The organism is Pseudarthrobacter sp. CCNWLW207 (genome assembly GCF_037203945.1).
GTDB lineage: Bacteria > Actinomycetota > Actinomycetes > Actinomycetales > Micrococcaceae > Arthrobacter.
Genome location: NZ_JBBCBS010000005.1, coordinates 79,646 through 96,498, shown reverse-complemented (window position 1 = coordinate 96,498; position 16,853 = coordinate 79,646). Strand labels below are relative to the sequence as shown.

The following is a 16,853-nucleotide window of genomic DNA, read 5'->3' as shown; positions in this document are numbered from 1 at the left end:
CGACTGCTGGTTCCACGAAGGCGGTAGAGGTGCGAAGATGCGCCACCGCTGGGGACCACGCTGAGTCTCCTTCCGACCCACCACACGAGCGTCATGTGGGTCATCGGTCCGCTCCGTCACTGATATATCCGTTGGTTTCCATTTTCGAGATAGACAGGTTGAAAAATGCCATTCAGTAACAACTCCCTTTCGCCTTGGCGCCGCGTCGGCCTTGGGGCAGCGCTGGCCAGCTTGCTGCTGGGATCCGCGGCGTGCTCTTCCCCGGAAGGCGCGGCCCAGGCCAAACCATCGCTGGTCATCGCGAGCTGGGGCAACCCGTTCACAGCGGCGACAAAGACTCACCTCGTTGACCCGTTCGTCGCCGAGACCGGGTTCGATGTCAAGATTGTCGACGCACCCGGAAAGTACGTTGCGACCCTGGAGTCGCAGAAGCAGGCCAACAAGATCGAATGGGACCTGCTGGATTCGACCTCGGGCCCGGATGCATACATCGCCTATGACAAGGGACTCATCGAGAAGATGCCCGAGGACGTCAAGGGCCGTATCCTCGAGGCGCTGCCGCAAAGCGCCGTCACTGACTTCGGTATTAGCTGGTCCAGCCTCGGATACATCTCCGCGTGTTCCACAAACGCAGTCGCGAACTGCCCGGCGAACACGACCGAACTTTTCGACACGGCAGCGTTTCCTGGCACCCGCACCAGCGTCGCCACCTCCCCCTTGGTTAACCTGAGCCTCGCAGAGGTGGCGGCCGGGGTTCCTGTTGAAGATCTGGCCACTCACGAGATCGACCTTGAACGGGCGTTCGCAACCCTCAAGAAGATTAAGCCATCCATGGGCACCTGGTGGTCCTCCGGCGATCAGAACATGCAGGTATTCGCCACCGGTGAGGCGGACATGGGCATCAGCTACAGCGGCCGTGCCTATGCCGTCGACAAGCAGGGGACTCCGATGACGGTTAACTGGGACCAGGGGCTCTATAACCCCGGCTTCTGGAACGTCGTCGCGGGGTCGCCGAACAGCGCAGCGTCCTGGCAGTTTATCGAGTGGATCGCCAAGCATCCGGAGGCGGAAGCCAAGTGGGCCGAGGCCCTCGGTTATTCGGTGCCGAACCCCAAGGCTTTTGACTTCCTGCCCGCCGACGTTGCCAGCAAGCTCGCGGACTTTCCCGCAAACCGCGAGGTTCTGGGTGTCATGAACTACGCGTGGTACGTCAAGAATTACAAGGAAGTCAACGACCGCTGGCAGGAGTTCCTGCGTGGCTAGGCTTCTCGTTGGTCCGTCGAGGGTGGGGAAAAGGAGAGCGGGATGCCTGTAGTCAGTCAGGAGCCACAAACAAGCTCCGTGCAACGAACACGACAGTGGAGTGCCGTACTGCCCACTGTTCCCAGCCTCCTCATGATCGCACCGCTCGTTGTCATGGCTCTCCTCTTCATCGTCTACCCTCTGGTGAAACTCGGCGTCGATTCCTTTACCGGAGGCTCTGGAGGTTTCTCGAACTACGCCGCCGCATTCGGTTCGCCGGCCATCCGGAACGGGCTGCTCACCACCCTGGTCATGTCGCTGACTGTAACGGCCCTTTGTCTGGTGCTTGGCGGCAGCCTCGCCTGGCAATTGGCGAAAGCGCAAAAGCCTGTGGCCAAGGCGCTCCTGTGGACGGCTGTGCTCCTGCCTTTCTGGATGGGCGTGGTAGTCAAGTCGTATGCATGGGCGGTGCTGCTGTCCAAGAACGGACTCGTCAACACCGTCCTGCTTCAGTTCGGTTTTGTCGACGAACCCCTGCCGCTGCTGTATACACCGCTGGCGGTGGTGCTGGGCATGACGTACACAATGCTCCCTTACGCGGTTCTGGCCATGTTTCCGACAATGGTGAACTTCGACAAAGAACTGCTCAACTCGGCGAGTGTGCTGGGATCGTCCCGTACCTGGGCCATGGTCTCGGTCTGGCTTCCTCTAGTACGATCCGGAGCCGTCGCAGCAGGCGCCATCGTCTTCGCGATCAGCATAGGTTTCTACATCACACCCGTCCTGCTGGGCGGTGCGCAATCGCCGTTCATGGCCACCGTTATCGGCGACGATATCTTCTCCTATTTCAATTACCCGCGGGCAGCCGCATCATCCGTCATCCTCCTGCTCACGGCGCTGGTTGTTTTGCTCGTGACATTCAGGTTCGTCGGGGCGAAGGCACTACGACAGGGGATCGGAAAATGATGCGCACAACTTCCAGTTTCCGGAACCGGGCGTTCGATAGGGCCACCGGCGTCATGGGCAGGGTGCTTGTCGCCTGCGCTGTGCTCTTCTTGCTCGGTCCAGCGGTCTTCATTGCGATCCTCTCCTTCTCCAACGACCAACGGGTTTCGTTTCCGCCCAAGGACTGGGGACTGGACCGGTACGTCGATGTGTTTACGTCTAACAAGTGGGGATCGCCGACCCTGCTCTCGCTGGAAATTGGAGCGTATGTTGCCCTTGGCTCACTGCTCGTCGCCCTTCCTCTGGTGTTCGCCCTGAAACGCAGCGCGCTCAAAGGCCGGGGCATCCTGGAAGCCACGGCGATCGCCCCGCTGGTCATCCCGGTATCGGCCTATGCGGTGGGGATGTATGCCGTCTTCGCGCAACTCGACCTACTGGGGACAAAACAGGGGATTATCCTGGCGCATACGGTCCACGCGCTGCCTATGGTCGTCATCGTGCTCTCAACCTCACTGGACCAAGTGCGCACCGACTTGGAATTGGCTGCCATGACCATGGGGGCGAGTCGCCTAAAGGCTTGGACGAGCATAACCGTCCGATTGCTTGCCCCGTCGATCATAGCGGCCATGCTTTTCGGGTTCATCAGCAGCTTCGACGAGGCCGTGTTCATCACGTTCCTCGGCGGTGCAGACCTGGTCACGCTGCCGAAGTACATCTTCGATTCCGTTCAATACGCGGTGGACCCCGCCATCACGGCCATGGCCACACTCCTCATGATTACGACGGCGGCAATCATGCTCGCCGGTTCCGCTCTCCGGAAGGACATCAAGTGATCACCTCGACGAAGGCACCCCCCGTGGACGTGCACGGCAAACCCGAACAGGACAGTGCACTCCATATCAGGGCACTGACCAAGACCTTTGGAAACGTCGAGGTCCTCCGATCTATAGACCTGGACGTGCGGCCAGGAGAATTTCTGACCCTACTGGGGCCCTCCGGTTCGGGAAAGACGACCCTGCTGCGCATCATCGCCGGGTTCGAAGCTGCCACCTCCGGAGTCCTGAGGCTAGACGGCGTGGACCTTGGAAGTCTGGCTCCGGCAGAGCGCAGACTCGGGATGGTCTTTCAGAACTATGCACTCTTTCCACATATGACGGTGGCGCAGAACGTGGCCTACGGACTGAAGCTGCGCAAGTGGAGCGGCGCCAGGTTGGAATCACGCGTGAACGAAATGCTCGAGATCGTCGGACTGGGCCAGCACGCCGGGCGCAAGCCCGCTCAGCTCTCGGGCGGCCAGCAGCAGCGCGTCGCACTGGCACGGGCACTGGCCTATGAGCCGGACATCCTGCTCATGGACGAACCCCTCGGCGCCTTGGACCGAAGCCTCCGCTTGCAGATGGAGGAGGAAATCAAACGCGTCCACCGGCAGATCGGAACTACGGTCATTTACGTCACCCACGATCAGGAAGAGGCCTTGGTCCTCTCCGACCGGGTGGCCATTATGAACGAGGGCCGCTTTGCCGGACTGGACACCCCGATGTCGCTCTACCATCGGCCGCCCAACTCGTTCGTCGCCAAGTTCTTCTCAGACTCCAACGTTCTCCAGGGCGAGGTGAGGGACGGAGCGGTCCATGCGTATTCGCAGGTTTTCCCCACACACGCGGACTTCACCGGGCCAGTTTCCCTGGCGGTGCGCCCCAAGGCCTTCGTGCTCGGCGCAGGGAGTTCCCCGGCTCCGGGACTTCGCTTCCGCGCCCGGGTCGAAGAGTGCCATCTTCTGGGAGAACACGAGCAGATCCAGGCGCACGTGCCGGAGATCGGCCGGGTCATCGTACGCCGCGACATCGACGGCGGGTGCGCGGCCGGTATCGGCGACGATGTCGACCTTTTCGTTCCCGCTGCCTCCATCAACATAATGCGCGATTAGCGCCACTCATTCATCAAAATCTTGAAATCCAGCCAAGGAGAAAAATGTCTAAGAGAGTTGTCATCGCAGGGGCCGGCATTTCTGGTCTGGCCGCCGCTGCCTCGTTCAGGTCGTTCGGGTTCGACGTCGACGTTTATGAACAAGCCACAGAGCCGCGGGAGATCGGTGCTGGTATTTATCTCAAAGAAAACAGCTTTGCTGTCCTCGACCGTCTCGGACTTTCCGACCTGCTGGAGAAAAAGGGCGTCAGAATCGAGGCCGCACGCATACTCGACGAGGACGGGCGTGTGGTCACGAGCCGTGATCTGAGCCAGGAACGACTGGTCGTCACGTTGCGGTCCGAGCTGCACAACGCCCTGCAGGAGCGGGCACTGGATCTCGGGGCGCGTCTGCATACCAGTCGCCGGGTCATCGGGGCGACGCCTGCGGGAACGCTCCTTTTTGCCGACGGGACTGAGGAGAGCGCAGACCTGGTCATCGGTGCGGACGGCCTGCACTCCCGCGTCCGCGACTCGCTGGACCTGGGCCGCTACAAGATCGGACTGGGAGACGGAGCCACGCGGGTGCTAGTGCCCCGTCAGGAAAAGGAGGGCCCGTTCAGCACCGAGCACTGGTCCGGGCAGCTTCGCGTCGGCATCGCACCCTGTTCCGATGACTTCACGTACATGTTCATCATCGGTCCCGAGAGGGAGAGCCGGGCGACCCGAGTTCCCCTAGACACTTCCTACTGGACACGGCATTTCCCCCACCTCGAGGAATACTTTGCCGCAGTAACGCCGGAACTGTCGATCCACCACCGGCACCACGTCGTGCACTGTGATACCTGGGTGAAGGGAAACGTCGCCATCATTGGCGACGCCGCCCACGCACAGCCACCGAACTTTGGTCAGGGGGCCGGCGTTGCCATCGCCGCGGCCTGGGAACTTGCGGAGTGCGTGGCTTCCACACCAGACATCCGCACGGCGTTGTCGGACTGGGAAATCTCCTCCCGGCCGCGGATCAACATGGTCCAACGGCTCACGACCGCCTACGACATACTCAACTACAAGTGGCCGCGCCCGCTGGCACCGCTGCGCAGCAAGCTCTTCTCGGCCATCGCCAACTCTCCCGTCCTCGGATCGCGGTGGGAATTCTATTGGCGCGGCGGGGCTGTCGCGCCGCGACCGCTGGGTAACACCGTACCGGCCGAACAGTGACCAGGGGGAATAGGCAGATGCAACAGCAGCAATTCGCTTTAGTCAACGCCAACATCCTGACGATGGACGACGAGGGCCGTGTCGCCGACTCGATCGGTATCCAGGGCGACCGAATCGTCGCCGTCGGAGATATGGCATCGGTCCTCGACAGCCTCGGCCCCGACGCGTCTATCTTCGACCTCGGCGGTGCCACCGTGCTTCCGGGATTCATCGACGTCCACACGCATGTCGAGCTGATCACAATGTCGCGGCATTTCTGGCGGGACGTTCGAGCTCTCGACCGGGCCCAAATCCTCGCCTTGATCCGGTCGCAATGCGCCACAACAAAACCAGGTACGTGGCTTGTGCTCCAGGGAACATTCAGCCAGGACCTGCCCTCACGCGATGAGCTCGATCAGGTAGCTCCCGACCATCCGGTAGCAATTCGCTGGACGTTGCACAAATCCGTCTTGAACTCCGCGGCACTGGAGGCCAGCGGCATCTCGCAGGACACCGTCGCCCCCGTCGGCGTGCGCCTTCAGAAGAATCCGGACGGGACTCTGAACGGAGTTATCGAAGAAGGGTGGGATTTAGTTGCTGCTCCCGCCCCTGGAACCGACGCTCTTACGGACGCCATGGAGGAGACGCTTCGAACGCTATTCATGAGGAACGGCGTCACGACCGTCCACGAAATTGCCGCATCCAACAACGGGATTTCAGCTTTGAGGACGCTCGCCTCGAAGGGAAGCATCCCCCGGATGGGGCTGCTCCTTACCGCCGGACCAGGTCACCAACCCCTCGCGTCCGTATCCGATGCGGCGTTCCGCGGCCTCGGCTCCGGTTTCGGCAACGACAGTATCTGGCTTCAGGGCCTTAAGATCTTCATGGACGGCGGGCGAGACGGAGCATACCGGTCGGATCTCGTCGGGAAGGACGCGGAAAAGTGGGGACTTCTGACCAGGCTTTATCCGACGCTCGTGCAAGAACTCGTCGAGGCTACGAGACACGGGGTCCAGGTCTGTACGCACGCCATCGGAGACCTCGCCCAGGAGATTGCGGTTTCAGCGGTGGAACGTGTCCACGAACTGTATCCGGATCTGGACCACCGCCTGAGGATCGAGCACTTCTTCAACGAGAGTTTCGGTACCGCGCAGCTAAAGCGCCTAGTGACAGCCGGCGGCATTGCGGTACCGAACCCAGGATTCGTCCTTGCCGAGCCGGACGAGCCGAAACAGCGGCTGCCGGCGGGAGCCTCCAAGTATGCGATCAAGACCCTCCGATCGATCCAGGGAATTCTTCCGGGGAACTCGGATACGGCCGGGGCACAGCCTTTTACGACGAACCCTTGGGTCACCATGAAATGCATGCTTGAGCTGCGCAACAAGAATGGCGTCCCGGTCAATGATGCCGAGCGCGTCGATGTGCAGGCTGCCCTGCGCGCATACACCTCGGACGCCGCGTATGCCACCAGGCAGGAGACCGAGAAGGGAAGCCTTGAGGTGGGGAAACTGGGCGACCTGATCGTTGTCGGCAGCGACCCGCACCTGACCGACCTGGCAGATTTCGACAAGATCGATACCAAAGTTTCGATCATCGGAGGCCGCGAAGTCTTCGGCCGGCTCGCCGATGTCACTGTGAAGGCTGCGGTGTGATGGGCAAACATACTGTCGTCGCTGAGGTCGTCAGACACCTGCAGCGGTTACGCCTTCACCTGCACTGAGCTGAAACAGTTGATGCCTAGACCACGTCCAAACGTTGTCTTATCGTTGGGGGCATCAACTGTTGCCGGCAGGGGTGAGGCTCCACTGCGGAGGTGCATGATGGGTATTGTTTCTTCCGGTTTCCGTGGACGCCGGTCCCAGAATCCCGCACTGCCTCCCGGGCAGCATGAAACGCAGAATTTTCCCGTGCTTACGGCGGGGCCTGCTCCGCATATTCCCGTCGGCGAATGGGAGTTTTTCATCGTCGCGGAGACCGGCCGGCGGCTCTCTTGGTCCTGGAACGAATTCATGGCCTTGCCGCAGGAGTCAGTCACCGCGGACATTCACTGCGTGACCAGCTGGTCAAAACTGGGAACTCGGTGGCGTGGCGTTTCATTGGACACGCTCTTCGAGAACGTCCAAACCACCTGCGACTTCGCCACAGCTCATTCCTTCGGCGGCTACACAACCAACCTTCCGCTGTGGGACCTCCTGGGCGGCAAGGCTTGGGTGGTCTGGGAATTCGATGGCCAACGTCTTGAACGCGCCCACGGCGGCCCGGCCCGGCTTTTGGTGCCGCAGCTATATTTCTGGAAAAGCGCCAAATGGATTCGCGGCCTGGAATTGACAGCGGAAGACCTTCCCGGGTTCTGGGAATCGAATGGCTATCATCTTCACGGCAACCCGTGGCGCGAGGAGCGGTACTCATGAGGCACGTCTCGTGAGCACACAATGGCAGGTCGCCGAAGTGGTAGGCGGTGTCCCGGAAAATGACACAGCCAGGACCATCAGGTTGCGTGTGGGTGGCTTGATGGGTCACCTGGCGGGCCAGCACATCGACGTCCGCCTCACCGCAGAGGACGGGTACACCGCGATCCGCTCTTACTCGTTGGCATCCGCGAGTGTGGATGAGCATCTGGAAATCACGGTTGACGAGCTGCCCGACGGCGAAGTGTCACCTTATCTGGTCCGGGACCTTGCGGTCGGGGACAGGCTGGAAATCCGAGGGCCGGTGGGCGGTTGGTTTGTCTGGCGGCCCGGTAATGGGAAGCGGGTGCAGCTGATCGGGGGCGGGTCAGGGGTGGTGCCGTTGATGTCGATGATCCGCGCTCATGAGGCTTCCACCAACGAGTCCCCTTTCAGGTTGCTTTATTCCCTCAAGTCACCGGATTCATTGCTTTACAGCGAAGAGCTGCGTCGGTTGGACCGTGAATCGGACAAGCTGATGGTCGACTATGTCTATACCCGCTCGGCGCCGGAGGGCTGGCCGGTTACGCCGGGGCGGCTTACGTCGGACACACTTCTGCGCAAGATCTTCCCGGCTGAGGAGAATCCGGATGTGTTCATTTGCGGCCAAACGGTTTTCGTGGAGACCGTTGCGGACTGGCTGGTGGTGGCCGGCTACCCGGTGGAGTCGATAAAGACCGAACGGTTTGGCGGGACGGGAGGTATCCAGTGAACGGCGCGGACGATTTCGTTGTCCCTGACTCGGACGACCAAGATATTGCAGCACCTCCGCATGATCCGATTCCGTACCTGGATGGTAACGCAACGGCCGGCGCGCTGTCGGAAGTGTTCCGAATCGACATCATCGCGGCGCTCGGACGCTGCAGGCATTGCGGTTCAGTGAGGGCTTTTGGTGAGGCCATTGTGTACACCGACGCGCCCGGCATCGTGGTGCGCTGCCGCAACTGCCAGGGTGTCCTGCTGAGGCTGGTGGAAACACCAACCCGATACTGGTTGGATCTGAGCGGCCTCAGCTACCTGGAGATCAGCCGCGGCGAGTAGGCCACGGGAACGCTGAATCACCCGAGTCAGGGCGGCAACTCCTTCGCCTCCTTGGGCTCGGCGAGCAGGAGCAGCACACCGCCGAGCCTTGGCGGTTCGCGGTGGAGTGAGGGCTCAGCAGGCGGGGGATCCCCGTCCGCAGTGGTGCGGCGTATCGACGGAGCTCAGACTAATGCGTAAAAGAGGGTGGGACTGATTGGCGATGTTTTCGGGGGAGCGGCTGATTCTCCGGAGGAGGAGCGGTTTATGCCTGGCGCCGGGGTTGCCTTTGAAATTATGTGGATGGCGGGAACAGGACCCTGGCTAGTGGGCCCTCCGCCTGCTGGCACATTTGAAAGAAACTATCGTAGAGTTTACGTAATAACAATAAAAACTTGACGGCGACTTTCGCTGAATTGGAGAAACGGAAGGCCTGGTCCTGTCCGTCACGCTGCTCGCACGATGGCCATCTTCCTGTCCGGTCCGGTCAACATGGATTTCGGCGGTCTGGGCCGAGTAAATGGAGACGTGTTCCCCGGGTAATGGAGATTCCGCCAAGCGCCGGCAAGAAGGGCGGCCCGAGGCCGCCGGTACCCTGCAAAGGGTTCGCCTTCCCGCCACGTACCTACCGTGCGGACGGACGACGGCGGACCCAGTCTCCGCATTGCTACAGTGAGCCCATGAGCATGGCGAGTGGGGAGCAAAAGCCGCGGCACGCCAAGGCGGGGGCTCTGCCTGACGGCCCAGTTGGCGTCGGTCCTGCTGCTGTTGTGCCCAAAAAAATGGGGGTCCGGGTCCCTGCCTCACTGTCTGCTACCGCGCCGAGTGTCCCGCTGCTTCAGCGGCCGCCCGCCTGGCTAGTCCGGAATCCGTTGCATGCAGGCTGGGCGTGGACGGGTTTCTGGGCGTCGCTGATCATTGTTGACGAGTTCGTGGACCTGGCCGGCTGGACCTGGTTCGTATTTGTGGGCATGGCTGCCCTGCCCACGCTGGCTTGCACTGTGGCCGTGCTCCATGCGACCCCGCGCCGGTACCTCAAGCCCCAAAAGGAATCGGTGCTCGCGCACTTCTTTGTCCGGTTCCTCGCGCTGACGGCTGCGTTTATGGTGTGGGGATTATCCGTGGTGGCCAGCGCCTCGATTTCCACAACGGTGCAGGCACTGGCCGGGAACTCGGAGCGGGAGGTGACGTCGTTGGGGTTCAACCTGCTCCTGGCAGCGGTCCCGCTGGTTGTGTCGGTGTTGTGGATGGCGCTCATTGTGCGCTGCGCGTGGTTCCTTCGCCGTCTCCGCGGCTGGCGCCAGAACCCACAGGATTCGCGGCTGCCCAAGAGATTCCTGCGGCATTCGCCCCAACTTAGGCGCGTCGTGGTGGGTCTGGCGCACCCCGGTCTGCTCCTGGTGGCTGGGCTTGGCACATCGGTTCTGGCACTCTTCCTCGGCGCCATGGAACTCACGCTCAACCTGATTGTCTGAGGCCCCGCAAGCTTCCGGCCGGAAACAAGACTTCTGCCCTGGGCATTGAGCTGCCCGCCGGCGTGGATTTGCCGGCCAAGCCTGCGCCCTGCAGTCGAATGTGCAGGACGGGAACAGATTTGCCGCAGCGAATCCGATGGACGTGGGCATGTGTCTCTTCATGAAGACTCCTCGGGCGTGCGGGTGATGCCAAAACGCTAAGCGCCAAGCCTTTCGTCCCCTTTTATATACATGTGTCGAAACGTCGCCCACAGACCTGACAAATGTCGTGGGTCATTGGAGGTTGTCTTCCGAGTACCGTGGCTCCAGGCCGCTCCGGCATTGCTGTACTAACATCCCGAAAGCGAGAAGAAACGTGTCAGTCAACCAAGAACTTCCCGTCCTGTCCCACTGGATTGGTGGAGAAGAAGCACCGTCCTCAGGGGACCGTACTGCTCCGGTTTTTGACCCTGCCCGCGGGATCGAGACCAAGCGGGTGGCACTCGGCAACGCCGCTGACATTGAGGCAGCCATCTCCTCGGCGCAGAAGGCTTTCCCGGCCTGGCGTGATCTGTCCATCACGAAGCGCCAGCAGATCCTTTTCCGCTTCCGCGAGCTCTTGAATGAACGCAAGGGCGAACTTGCGCAGATCATCACCGCCGAGCACGGCAAGGTCGTTTCTGACGCTCTGGGTGAAATTACCCGTGGCCAGGAAGTCGTCGAACTCGCAACGGGCTTCCCTCACCTGATCAAGGGCGAGCACTCGGAGAACGTCTCCAGCGGCGTGGACGTCTATTCCACCAAGTCCCCCCTGGGAGTGGTGGGCATCATCAGCCCGTTCAACTTCCCTGCCATGGTGCCGCTGTGGTTCCTCCCGATCGCCATCGCCGCCGGCAACACGGTGGTCCTGAAGCCGAGCGAGAAGGACCCGACGGCGGCCAACTGGCTCGCTGAGCTGTTCACCGAAGCCGGCCTGCCGGACGGCGTTTTCAACGTCCTCCACGGCGACAAGGAAGCGGTGGACGGGCTTCTGGAACACCCGGACGTCAAAGCCATCTCCTTCGTTGGGTCCACCCCGATCGCCCAGTACATCTACGAGACGGCCGCCAGGAACGGCAAGCGCGTCCAGGCACTCGGCGGGGCGAAGAACCACATGCTGGTCCTGCCCGACGCCGACCTTGAGCTCACTGCCGACGCTGCCATCAACGCCGGCTTCGGTTCCGCCGGCGAACGCTGCATGGCCATCAGCGTGGTGGTCGCCGTGGAGCCCGTCGCCGACGAACTCATCGAGAAGATCACCTCCCGGATGGCAACGCTGCGGATCGGCGACGGTCGCCGGAACTGCGACATGGGCCCGCTGGTCACCCGCGAGCACCGCGACAAAGTGGCGGCCTACATCGATGTCGCACTGGAAGACGGTGCCCGGGTCGTGGTGGACGGCCGCGGCATCAACGTGGACGGCGACGAGAACGGCTTCTGGCTGGGCCCGACGCTGATCGATGACGTCGCCGTCACCTCACGCGTCTATAAGGAGGAAATCTTCGGCCCGGTCCTGTCTGTGGTCCGTGTCCGCAGCTACGAGGAGGGCCTGAACCTGATCAACTCCGGCGCCTATGGCAACGGTACTGCGATCTTCACCAACGACGGCGGCGCCGCCCGCCGTTTCCAGAACGAGGTGGAGGTGGGCATGGTGGGCATCAACGTCCCCATCCCGGTGCCAGTGGCGTATTACTCCTTCGGTGGATTCAAGGACTCGATCTTCGGCAGCTCCAAGGCGTATGGCCTGCAAGGCTTCCAGTTCTTCACCCGCGAGAAGGCCATCACCTCGCGCTGGTTGGACCCCAGCCATGGCGGCATCAACCTCGGCTTTCCGCAAAACTAGCGGCCCGTAGACACGAAAGCTCCCGGCAGGCTTGCCGGGAGTTTTCGTGTCCCTTTATCGTTCATCCAGGAATTGCACCGCGGCGAAGAGTTCCAGGCGGTCGCGCATGCCGTCCAGGTTCAGGCCAAGGATCCTGCCGGCGGCGTCTATCCTGTTGCGCAGGGTATGCCGGTGGATGCCCAGCCGTCTGGCGGTCTTGTCCCAAACGCAGTTGTTGGCAAACCATTCGCGGACAGTCTCCAGCAGTTCAGTCTGTTCGGCGGCGTCGTGCGCAACCAACGGCTGCAGCAGCCCGCGGGCCACCGGCCCTGCCTTCTCTTCGCGCAGCAATCCCAGCATCCCGCCGTCGGACAGTTCTGGGAATGTGACGACGGCGCGGCCCAGCTCCGCGGCACGGCGCACCGCCCGCGTGGCTTCCTCGAGGGCATCCGCCAGGCCACTCATGGCGGTTTCCGCCGAGACACCGCACACTGCACCGTGGCGTTCAAGCAGTTCCAGGACCTTGTCCTGGTGGGCCCGTGCCGCGAGGACTATCAGCAGGTCACCGCGCACCGCATAGAACACAGCGCCGCGGTAATCGTCGGACAGGAGTTCCAGGGCCTCAAGCAGGTTCGGCGCAGGACTGTCCTGGCGTGAGGCCGTCACAAGCAGCGGTTCGCGCGGCAGCTGGCCCCACACTTGCCGCGCGGTCCGGAGGGCCACGTCGGTGCTGCCCGCCAGCAGCTGTTCAAAGACGCCGGCGCGGAGGTGCCTGCGGGCAGTGTCAAGGGTGCGAGCCTGTTCCAGGGCCAGGCTGGCCAGGCCGATGACGCTGTTGACGATGTCCGCCCTCGCGGGATCCAAGGGTTCGATGGCGCCCAAAACCAGTGCTCCCCGAAGACTGCCCTTACGGCCGAGTGTCTGCAGTGTCACCGACTGGCCCTCGATGTCCAGGTGTGAGGCCGAACGCGTGCCAAGGTCCAGTGCGTCCCGTACCCGCTGGCCAACGTGGGCAGCGATGTTTGCGGGTACGGGACGGTTCCGCGGCATCCGGACATAGTTGCCAGCGGCGTCGTACAGGGCCACCCAACTGTGCAGTTGCCGTTCGAGTTCGCCCAGGATGGAAGTCAGGCCGTCCGGCCGGAGCGCTGCACGGGAAATGGCCCGTTGCGCCTGCAGTGACCACTCCGCCCGGGCATGTTCTTCCCTCGCGAGGTAGTCGGCCACCATGCGGATAATAGCGATGAATGGCGTGCGGTCCGGAACTTCCACCAGGGGCAGGCCCTGATTTCGGCACGCCTCCTCAAGGCCCGGCGGCAATGTCCCGTGGATGACCTGCGTCGCGAAGCCGAGGCCCACGATTCCATGGTCCACCAGCCGGCGAACATAGTCCTCATATCCCCGGCCGTTCGGCACTTTCCGCGGCGGGCCTTCGGGTGCCTGTTCCGCCGTCGTCGTTCCGGCCCCATCACCACCCGCTCCGGCGATGGGGAACTGTGTTCCATCGGTGAGCAGCAGCTGGCCCGGGTCCAGGAACGGTGTGGGGTCCTCAAGGTCAGAGCTGTGCACCCAGCTGATCGGTTCTTCGAGCTGTGGGGAGCCAAGGTCGGGCACAACCAGTCGAAGCTTCAGCGACCGGCTGCGGAGGAGGATGTTCAGGCTGGGTGGCATTAGGGGACCCCATGATGTGAAAACGTCGAACAGGACTGGATTGATTGTACAAACGTATACTGCGCCTCGACCCCCTGGGACCGGATGATGAAGGAACTTCCCAATCCATCCACCGAGAGGAACCGTCATGGTCGCCAGCCCGGCACTACTGGACACAGCAATCGATAACGCAGGCCTCAGCAATGCCGACGTCGTTGCCCTCGACCGGGCGAACGTCTTCCATTCCTGGTCTGCGCAGAAGTCCCTCAACCCCCTGGCCATCGCCGGCGGCTCCGGCAGCACCATCTGGGACCACGACGGCAACACCTTCCTGGACTTCTCCAGCCAGTTGGTCAACACCAACATCGGCCACCAGCACCCGAAAGTGATCGCCGCCATCGCCCAGCAGGCTACAAGCCTGGCAACCGTGGCTCCGGCACACGCCAACCACGTGCGGGGGACGGCAGCGGCCAAGATCCTGTCCCACGCCCCCGAAAACATGGACAAGGTGTTCTTCACTAACGGCGGCGCAGACGCGAATGAGAATGCCATTCGGATGGCTCGCCTGCACACCGGCCGCGACAAAGTCATTTCCCGCTACCGCTCCTACCACGGCAACACGGGCGCCGCGATTGCGGCAACGGGGGACTGGCGCCGCATCCCCAATGAATACTCCCGCGGCCACGTCCACGTGTTCGGACCGTACCTCTACCGCTCGGAGTTCTGGGCGGGAACCCCTGAGCAGGAAACCGAGCGGGCGCTGCACCACCTGCGCCGGGTCATCCAGGCCGAAGGACCGCACTCGGTTGCCGCCGTTCTCCTCGAAACCGTTCCCGGTACCGCCGGCATCCTGGTTCCCACGCCCGGGTACCTTAAGGGCGTGCGGGCGCTGTGCGACGAGTACGGCATCGTGATGATCCTCGACGAGGTGATGGCCGGCTTCGGTCGCACCGGAGACTGGTTCGCCTTCGACGCCTTTGACGTGACACCGGACCTCATTACCTTCGCCAAAGGCGTCAACTCCGGCTACATCCCGGTGGGCGGCGTCATCATCTCCGGCGACATTGCAGCCACTTTCGACGAACGCGTCTTCCCGGGCGGCTTGACCTATTCAGGGCACCCGATCGCCGCGGCGTCCATCGTCGCCTCCATCGAAGCCTTCGAAGAAGAAGACATTGTTGGCAACGCCGCACGCATCGGCCGCGACCACCTGGAGCCGGGCCTCCAGGCACTTGCTGAAAAGCACGATGTCATTGGCGACGTCCGCGGCCGCGGGGTCTTCTGGGCGCTCGAGCTCGTGCAGGACCGCAGCACCCGCACGCCGGTCACCGCCGATTACATGGGCCGCCTTAAGGCCGAACTGTTTGGCCGCGGACTGCTGCCCTTCATCGCTGAAAACCGCATCCACGTGGTTCCGCCCGCCGTCGTCACGGCCGAAGAAGTGACCCAGGCACTGTCCATCTACGACGAGGCTCTCGCCGCCACCGCCTCTAGGCCAGCGCGGGCGTAGGCAGGGGCAAATCGCGCCTGGAAAGGGCGGGTCGCCTCACACCTGTGGCACCCGGCTGCTCGCCGTATTGAGCACCGAAAGCACGGCGGGTGCAGGCACTATCCAACAGAGACCGTCTGTACCGCCTGAGTACTGCGACCAAAAGGGAGTTGCTTCCGGTGAGGCCAACCCCACGCCGGTCGGGAATCGAGTATTACAGTGGATGCATGGCTGCCAGCCGCAATCCGCTCGACGACTTGCGCGAAACCATCGGCCATCTGGCCGATCAGCTCAAGCTGTCCAGGTCGGAGCGCGTCGACGACCTGGTCGGCGATCTCATCGGTGCGAGGCCCGGGCCGGCCCGGCCGCTGTCCGAGGTGCAGGCCGAGCTCGACGCTCTGGTCGGACTGGAGACCGTGAAGGAACAGGTGCGGGCCCTCGTCGCACTGCTCCAGGTCCAGGCCCGCCGTAAGGCGCACGGCCTGCCGGAGGTTGCCACATCACAGCATCTGGTGTTCCTCGGAAACCCGGGCACGGGTAAGACCACCGTGGCGCGGCTTCTGGCCGAGATGTACCGCGCGGTCGGTCTGCTGCAGAAAGGCCACCTGGTCGAAGTCGACCGTTCGGGTCTGGTGGGGCAGTACGTCGGCGCCACCGCCATCAAAACGGACCGGGTGATCCGGCGTGCACTGGACGGCGTCCTGTTCATCGACGAGGCCTATGCGCTGGCCCCGGAGGACGGCCGGATGGACTTCGGCCCCGAGGCGATCGAGGTCCTGCTCAAGCGGATGGAGGACCACCGCCACCGCCTGGTGGTGATCGTGGCCGGGTACCCGCGGCTGATGGAGTCTTTCTTGCTCTCGAACCCCGGACTGCGATCCCGGTTCGCCCGCGAGATCACGTTTCCGGACTACTCCGTCGACGCACTCCAGATGATCTTCCACCAGATGCTGGCCCAGCACGAATATAGGCTGGAGCCGGGTGCGGACCAGATGCTGCGGCGCATCTTCACGGGGCTGCACGCGGGCGAGGACTCCGGCAACGCACGGTTCGCCCGCACCCTGTTCGAGCAGGCGCTCAACCGTCAGGCGCTGCGGCTGTCGCTCGACGAGGAGCAAAGTCTCGACGCGCTTGATCGTGAGGCCGTCATGACGCTCACAGCGGACGACATTGTCGAGGCCGCGCTGGCCTTGGGCGAGGAGCCGGAGCCGGAACCGACGCCGGAACCGGAGCGGTCACGCTGGTGGCGTTGGCTGGTCTGAATGCCGCCTCCTGGATGAAATCTCCTAGGCAACTAATCTGTATTAGAGGGACCCTCGGCTCAACCAGCTTGGGACGCACATCAAGACAGTCGCACAGAGGAATGCCCTCGACCACATCTCGGAATAGGGAGCTGAACCGCGATCCATCATCGGAACCGCCCGGCACGGTCCCACTGGCGTTTTCCGGCATTTACGGGAGCTTGTACCTCTCAGCTCCACACTGTCGCCCCTCGGGATCAGCCACAGCGAGTCCGCTGCCCCTAGAGGATTTCCTCCGGCCACATCAGGGAACCCGAGAGAGCTCCTCGCGGCGGACCAGCCGCCGCCAAGACCGGCACTGCGCGATCCTGAGGGGCAGGCGTCAGGGCAGGGGCGGTGCCG

At 62.7% G+C, this 16,853-nt stretch carries 14 protein-coding genes; 13 read left to right on the top strand and 1 reads right to left on the bottom strand.

From position 1 onward, the window contains the following. Positions 1-165: 165 nt before the first annotated feature. From V9L17_RS10150 to V9L17_RS10100, 11 genes are all read left to right on the top strand, one after another. Complete coding sequence (locus V9L17_RS10150; RefSeq protein WP_337351330.1) at positions 166-1,263, top strand: extracellular solute-binding protein; 1,098 nt, start codon at positions 166-168, stop codon at positions 1,261-1,263. 78 nt (positions 1,264-1,341) lie between these two features. Continuing rightward, the gene (locus tag V9L17_RS10145; protein ID WP_337347150.1) at positions 1,342-2,208 is read left to right on the top strand and encodes an ABC transporter permease; all 867 of its coding nucleotides are present in this window, start codon (positions 1,342-1,344) and stop codon (positions 2,206-2,208) included. Then, complete coding sequence (locus V9L17_RS10140; protein WP_337347151.1) at positions 2,205-3,020, top strand: ABC transporter permease; 816 nt, start codon at positions 2,205-2,207, stop codon at positions 3,018-3,020. Before V9L17_RS10145 ends, V9L17_RS10140 begins: the two co-directional genes overlap by 4 nt. Next, the gene (locus V9L17_RS10135; RefSeq protein WP_337351329.1) at positions 3,017-4,114 is read left to right on the top strand and encodes an ABC transporter ATP-binding protein; all 1,098 of its coding nucleotides are present in this window, start codon (positions 3,017-3,019) and stop codon (positions 4,112-4,114) included. Before V9L17_RS10140 ends, V9L17_RS10135 begins: the two co-directional genes overlap by 4 nt. Before the next feature lie 44 nt (positions 4,115-4,158). After that, positions 4,159-5,310, top strand: a complete 1,152-nt coding sequence (locus V9L17_RS10130) for an FAD-dependent monooxygenase (protein ID WP_337347153.1) — start codon at positions 4,159-4,161, stop codon at positions 5,308-5,310. A 62-nt stretch (positions 5,311-5,372) separates the two neighbouring features. Continuing rightward, entirely contained in the window at positions 5,373-6,941 is a 1,569-nt protein-coding gene (locus tag V9L17_RS10125) for an amidohydrolase (protein ID WP_337351328.1), read from the top strand. 168 nt (positions 6,942-7,109) lie between these two features. Beyond that, entirely contained in the window at positions 7,110-7,700 is a 591-nt protein-coding gene (locus tag V9L17_RS10120; RefSeq protein WP_337347312.1) for a molybdopterin-dependent oxidoreductase, read from the top strand. A 10-nt stretch (positions 7,701-7,710) separates the two neighbouring features. Continuing rightward, positions 7,711-8,448, top strand: coding sequence for a ferredoxin reductase (locus tag V9L17_RS10115; RefSeq protein WP_337351327.1), 738 nt, complete (start codon positions 7,711-7,713; stop codon positions 8,446-8,448). Further along, positions 8,445-8,777 carry a DUF6510 family protein gene (locus V9L17_RS10110; protein ID WP_337351326.1) on the top strand — a complete coding sequence of 111 codons (333 nt, stop codon included), beginning with the start codon at positions 8,445-8,447 and terminating at the stop codon, positions 8,775-8,777. The genes V9L17_RS10115 and V9L17_RS10110 overlap by 4 nt, the downstream gene beginning before the upstream one ends. Before the next feature lie 659 nt (positions 8,778-9,436). Continuing rightward, the gene (locus tag V9L17_RS10105; protein WP_337351325.1) at positions 9,437-10,231 is read left to right on the top strand and encodes a hypothetical protein; all 795 of its coding nucleotides are present in this window, start codon (positions 9,437-9,439) and stop codon (positions 10,229-10,231) included. Between the two features lie 355 nt (positions 10,232-10,586). Next, positions 10,587-12,092: a CoA-acylating methylmalonate-semialdehyde dehydrogenase gene (locus tag V9L17_RS10100; RefSeq protein ID WP_337351324.1), complete on the top strand. Its 1,506-nt coding sequence runs from the start codon at positions 10,587-10,589 to the stop codon at positions 12,090-12,092. Between the two features lie 54 nt (positions 12,093-12,146). On the opposite strand, the gene V9L17_RS10095 is transcribed toward V9L17_RS10100, so the two are convergent. Then, positions 12,147-13,742 carry a PucR family transcriptional regulator gene (locus V9L17_RS10095; RefSeq protein WP_337351323.1) on the bottom strand — a complete coding sequence of 532 codons (1,596 nt, stop codon included), beginning with the start codon at positions 13,740-13,742 and terminating at the stop codon, positions 12,147-12,149. A gap of 127 nt (positions 13,743-13,869) precedes the next feature. Here V9L17_RS10095 and V9L17_RS10090 point away from each other — a divergent pair, with 127 nt between their 5' ends. Together V9L17_RS10090 and V9L17_RS10085 are read left to right on the top strand one after the other, a co-directional pair. Continuing rightward, positions 13,870-15,231: an aspartate aminotransferase family protein gene (locus tag V9L17_RS10090; RefSeq protein ID WP_337351322.1), complete on the top strand. Its 1,362-nt coding sequence runs from the start codon at positions 13,870-13,872 to the stop codon at positions 15,229-15,231. 206 nt (positions 15,232-15,437) lie between these two features. Further along, complete coding sequence (locus V9L17_RS10085; protein WP_337347161.1) at positions 15,438-16,472, top strand: AAA family ATPase; 1,035 nt, start codon at positions 15,438-15,440, stop codon at positions 16,470-16,472. Positions 16,473-16,853 lie beyond the last annotated feature (381 nt).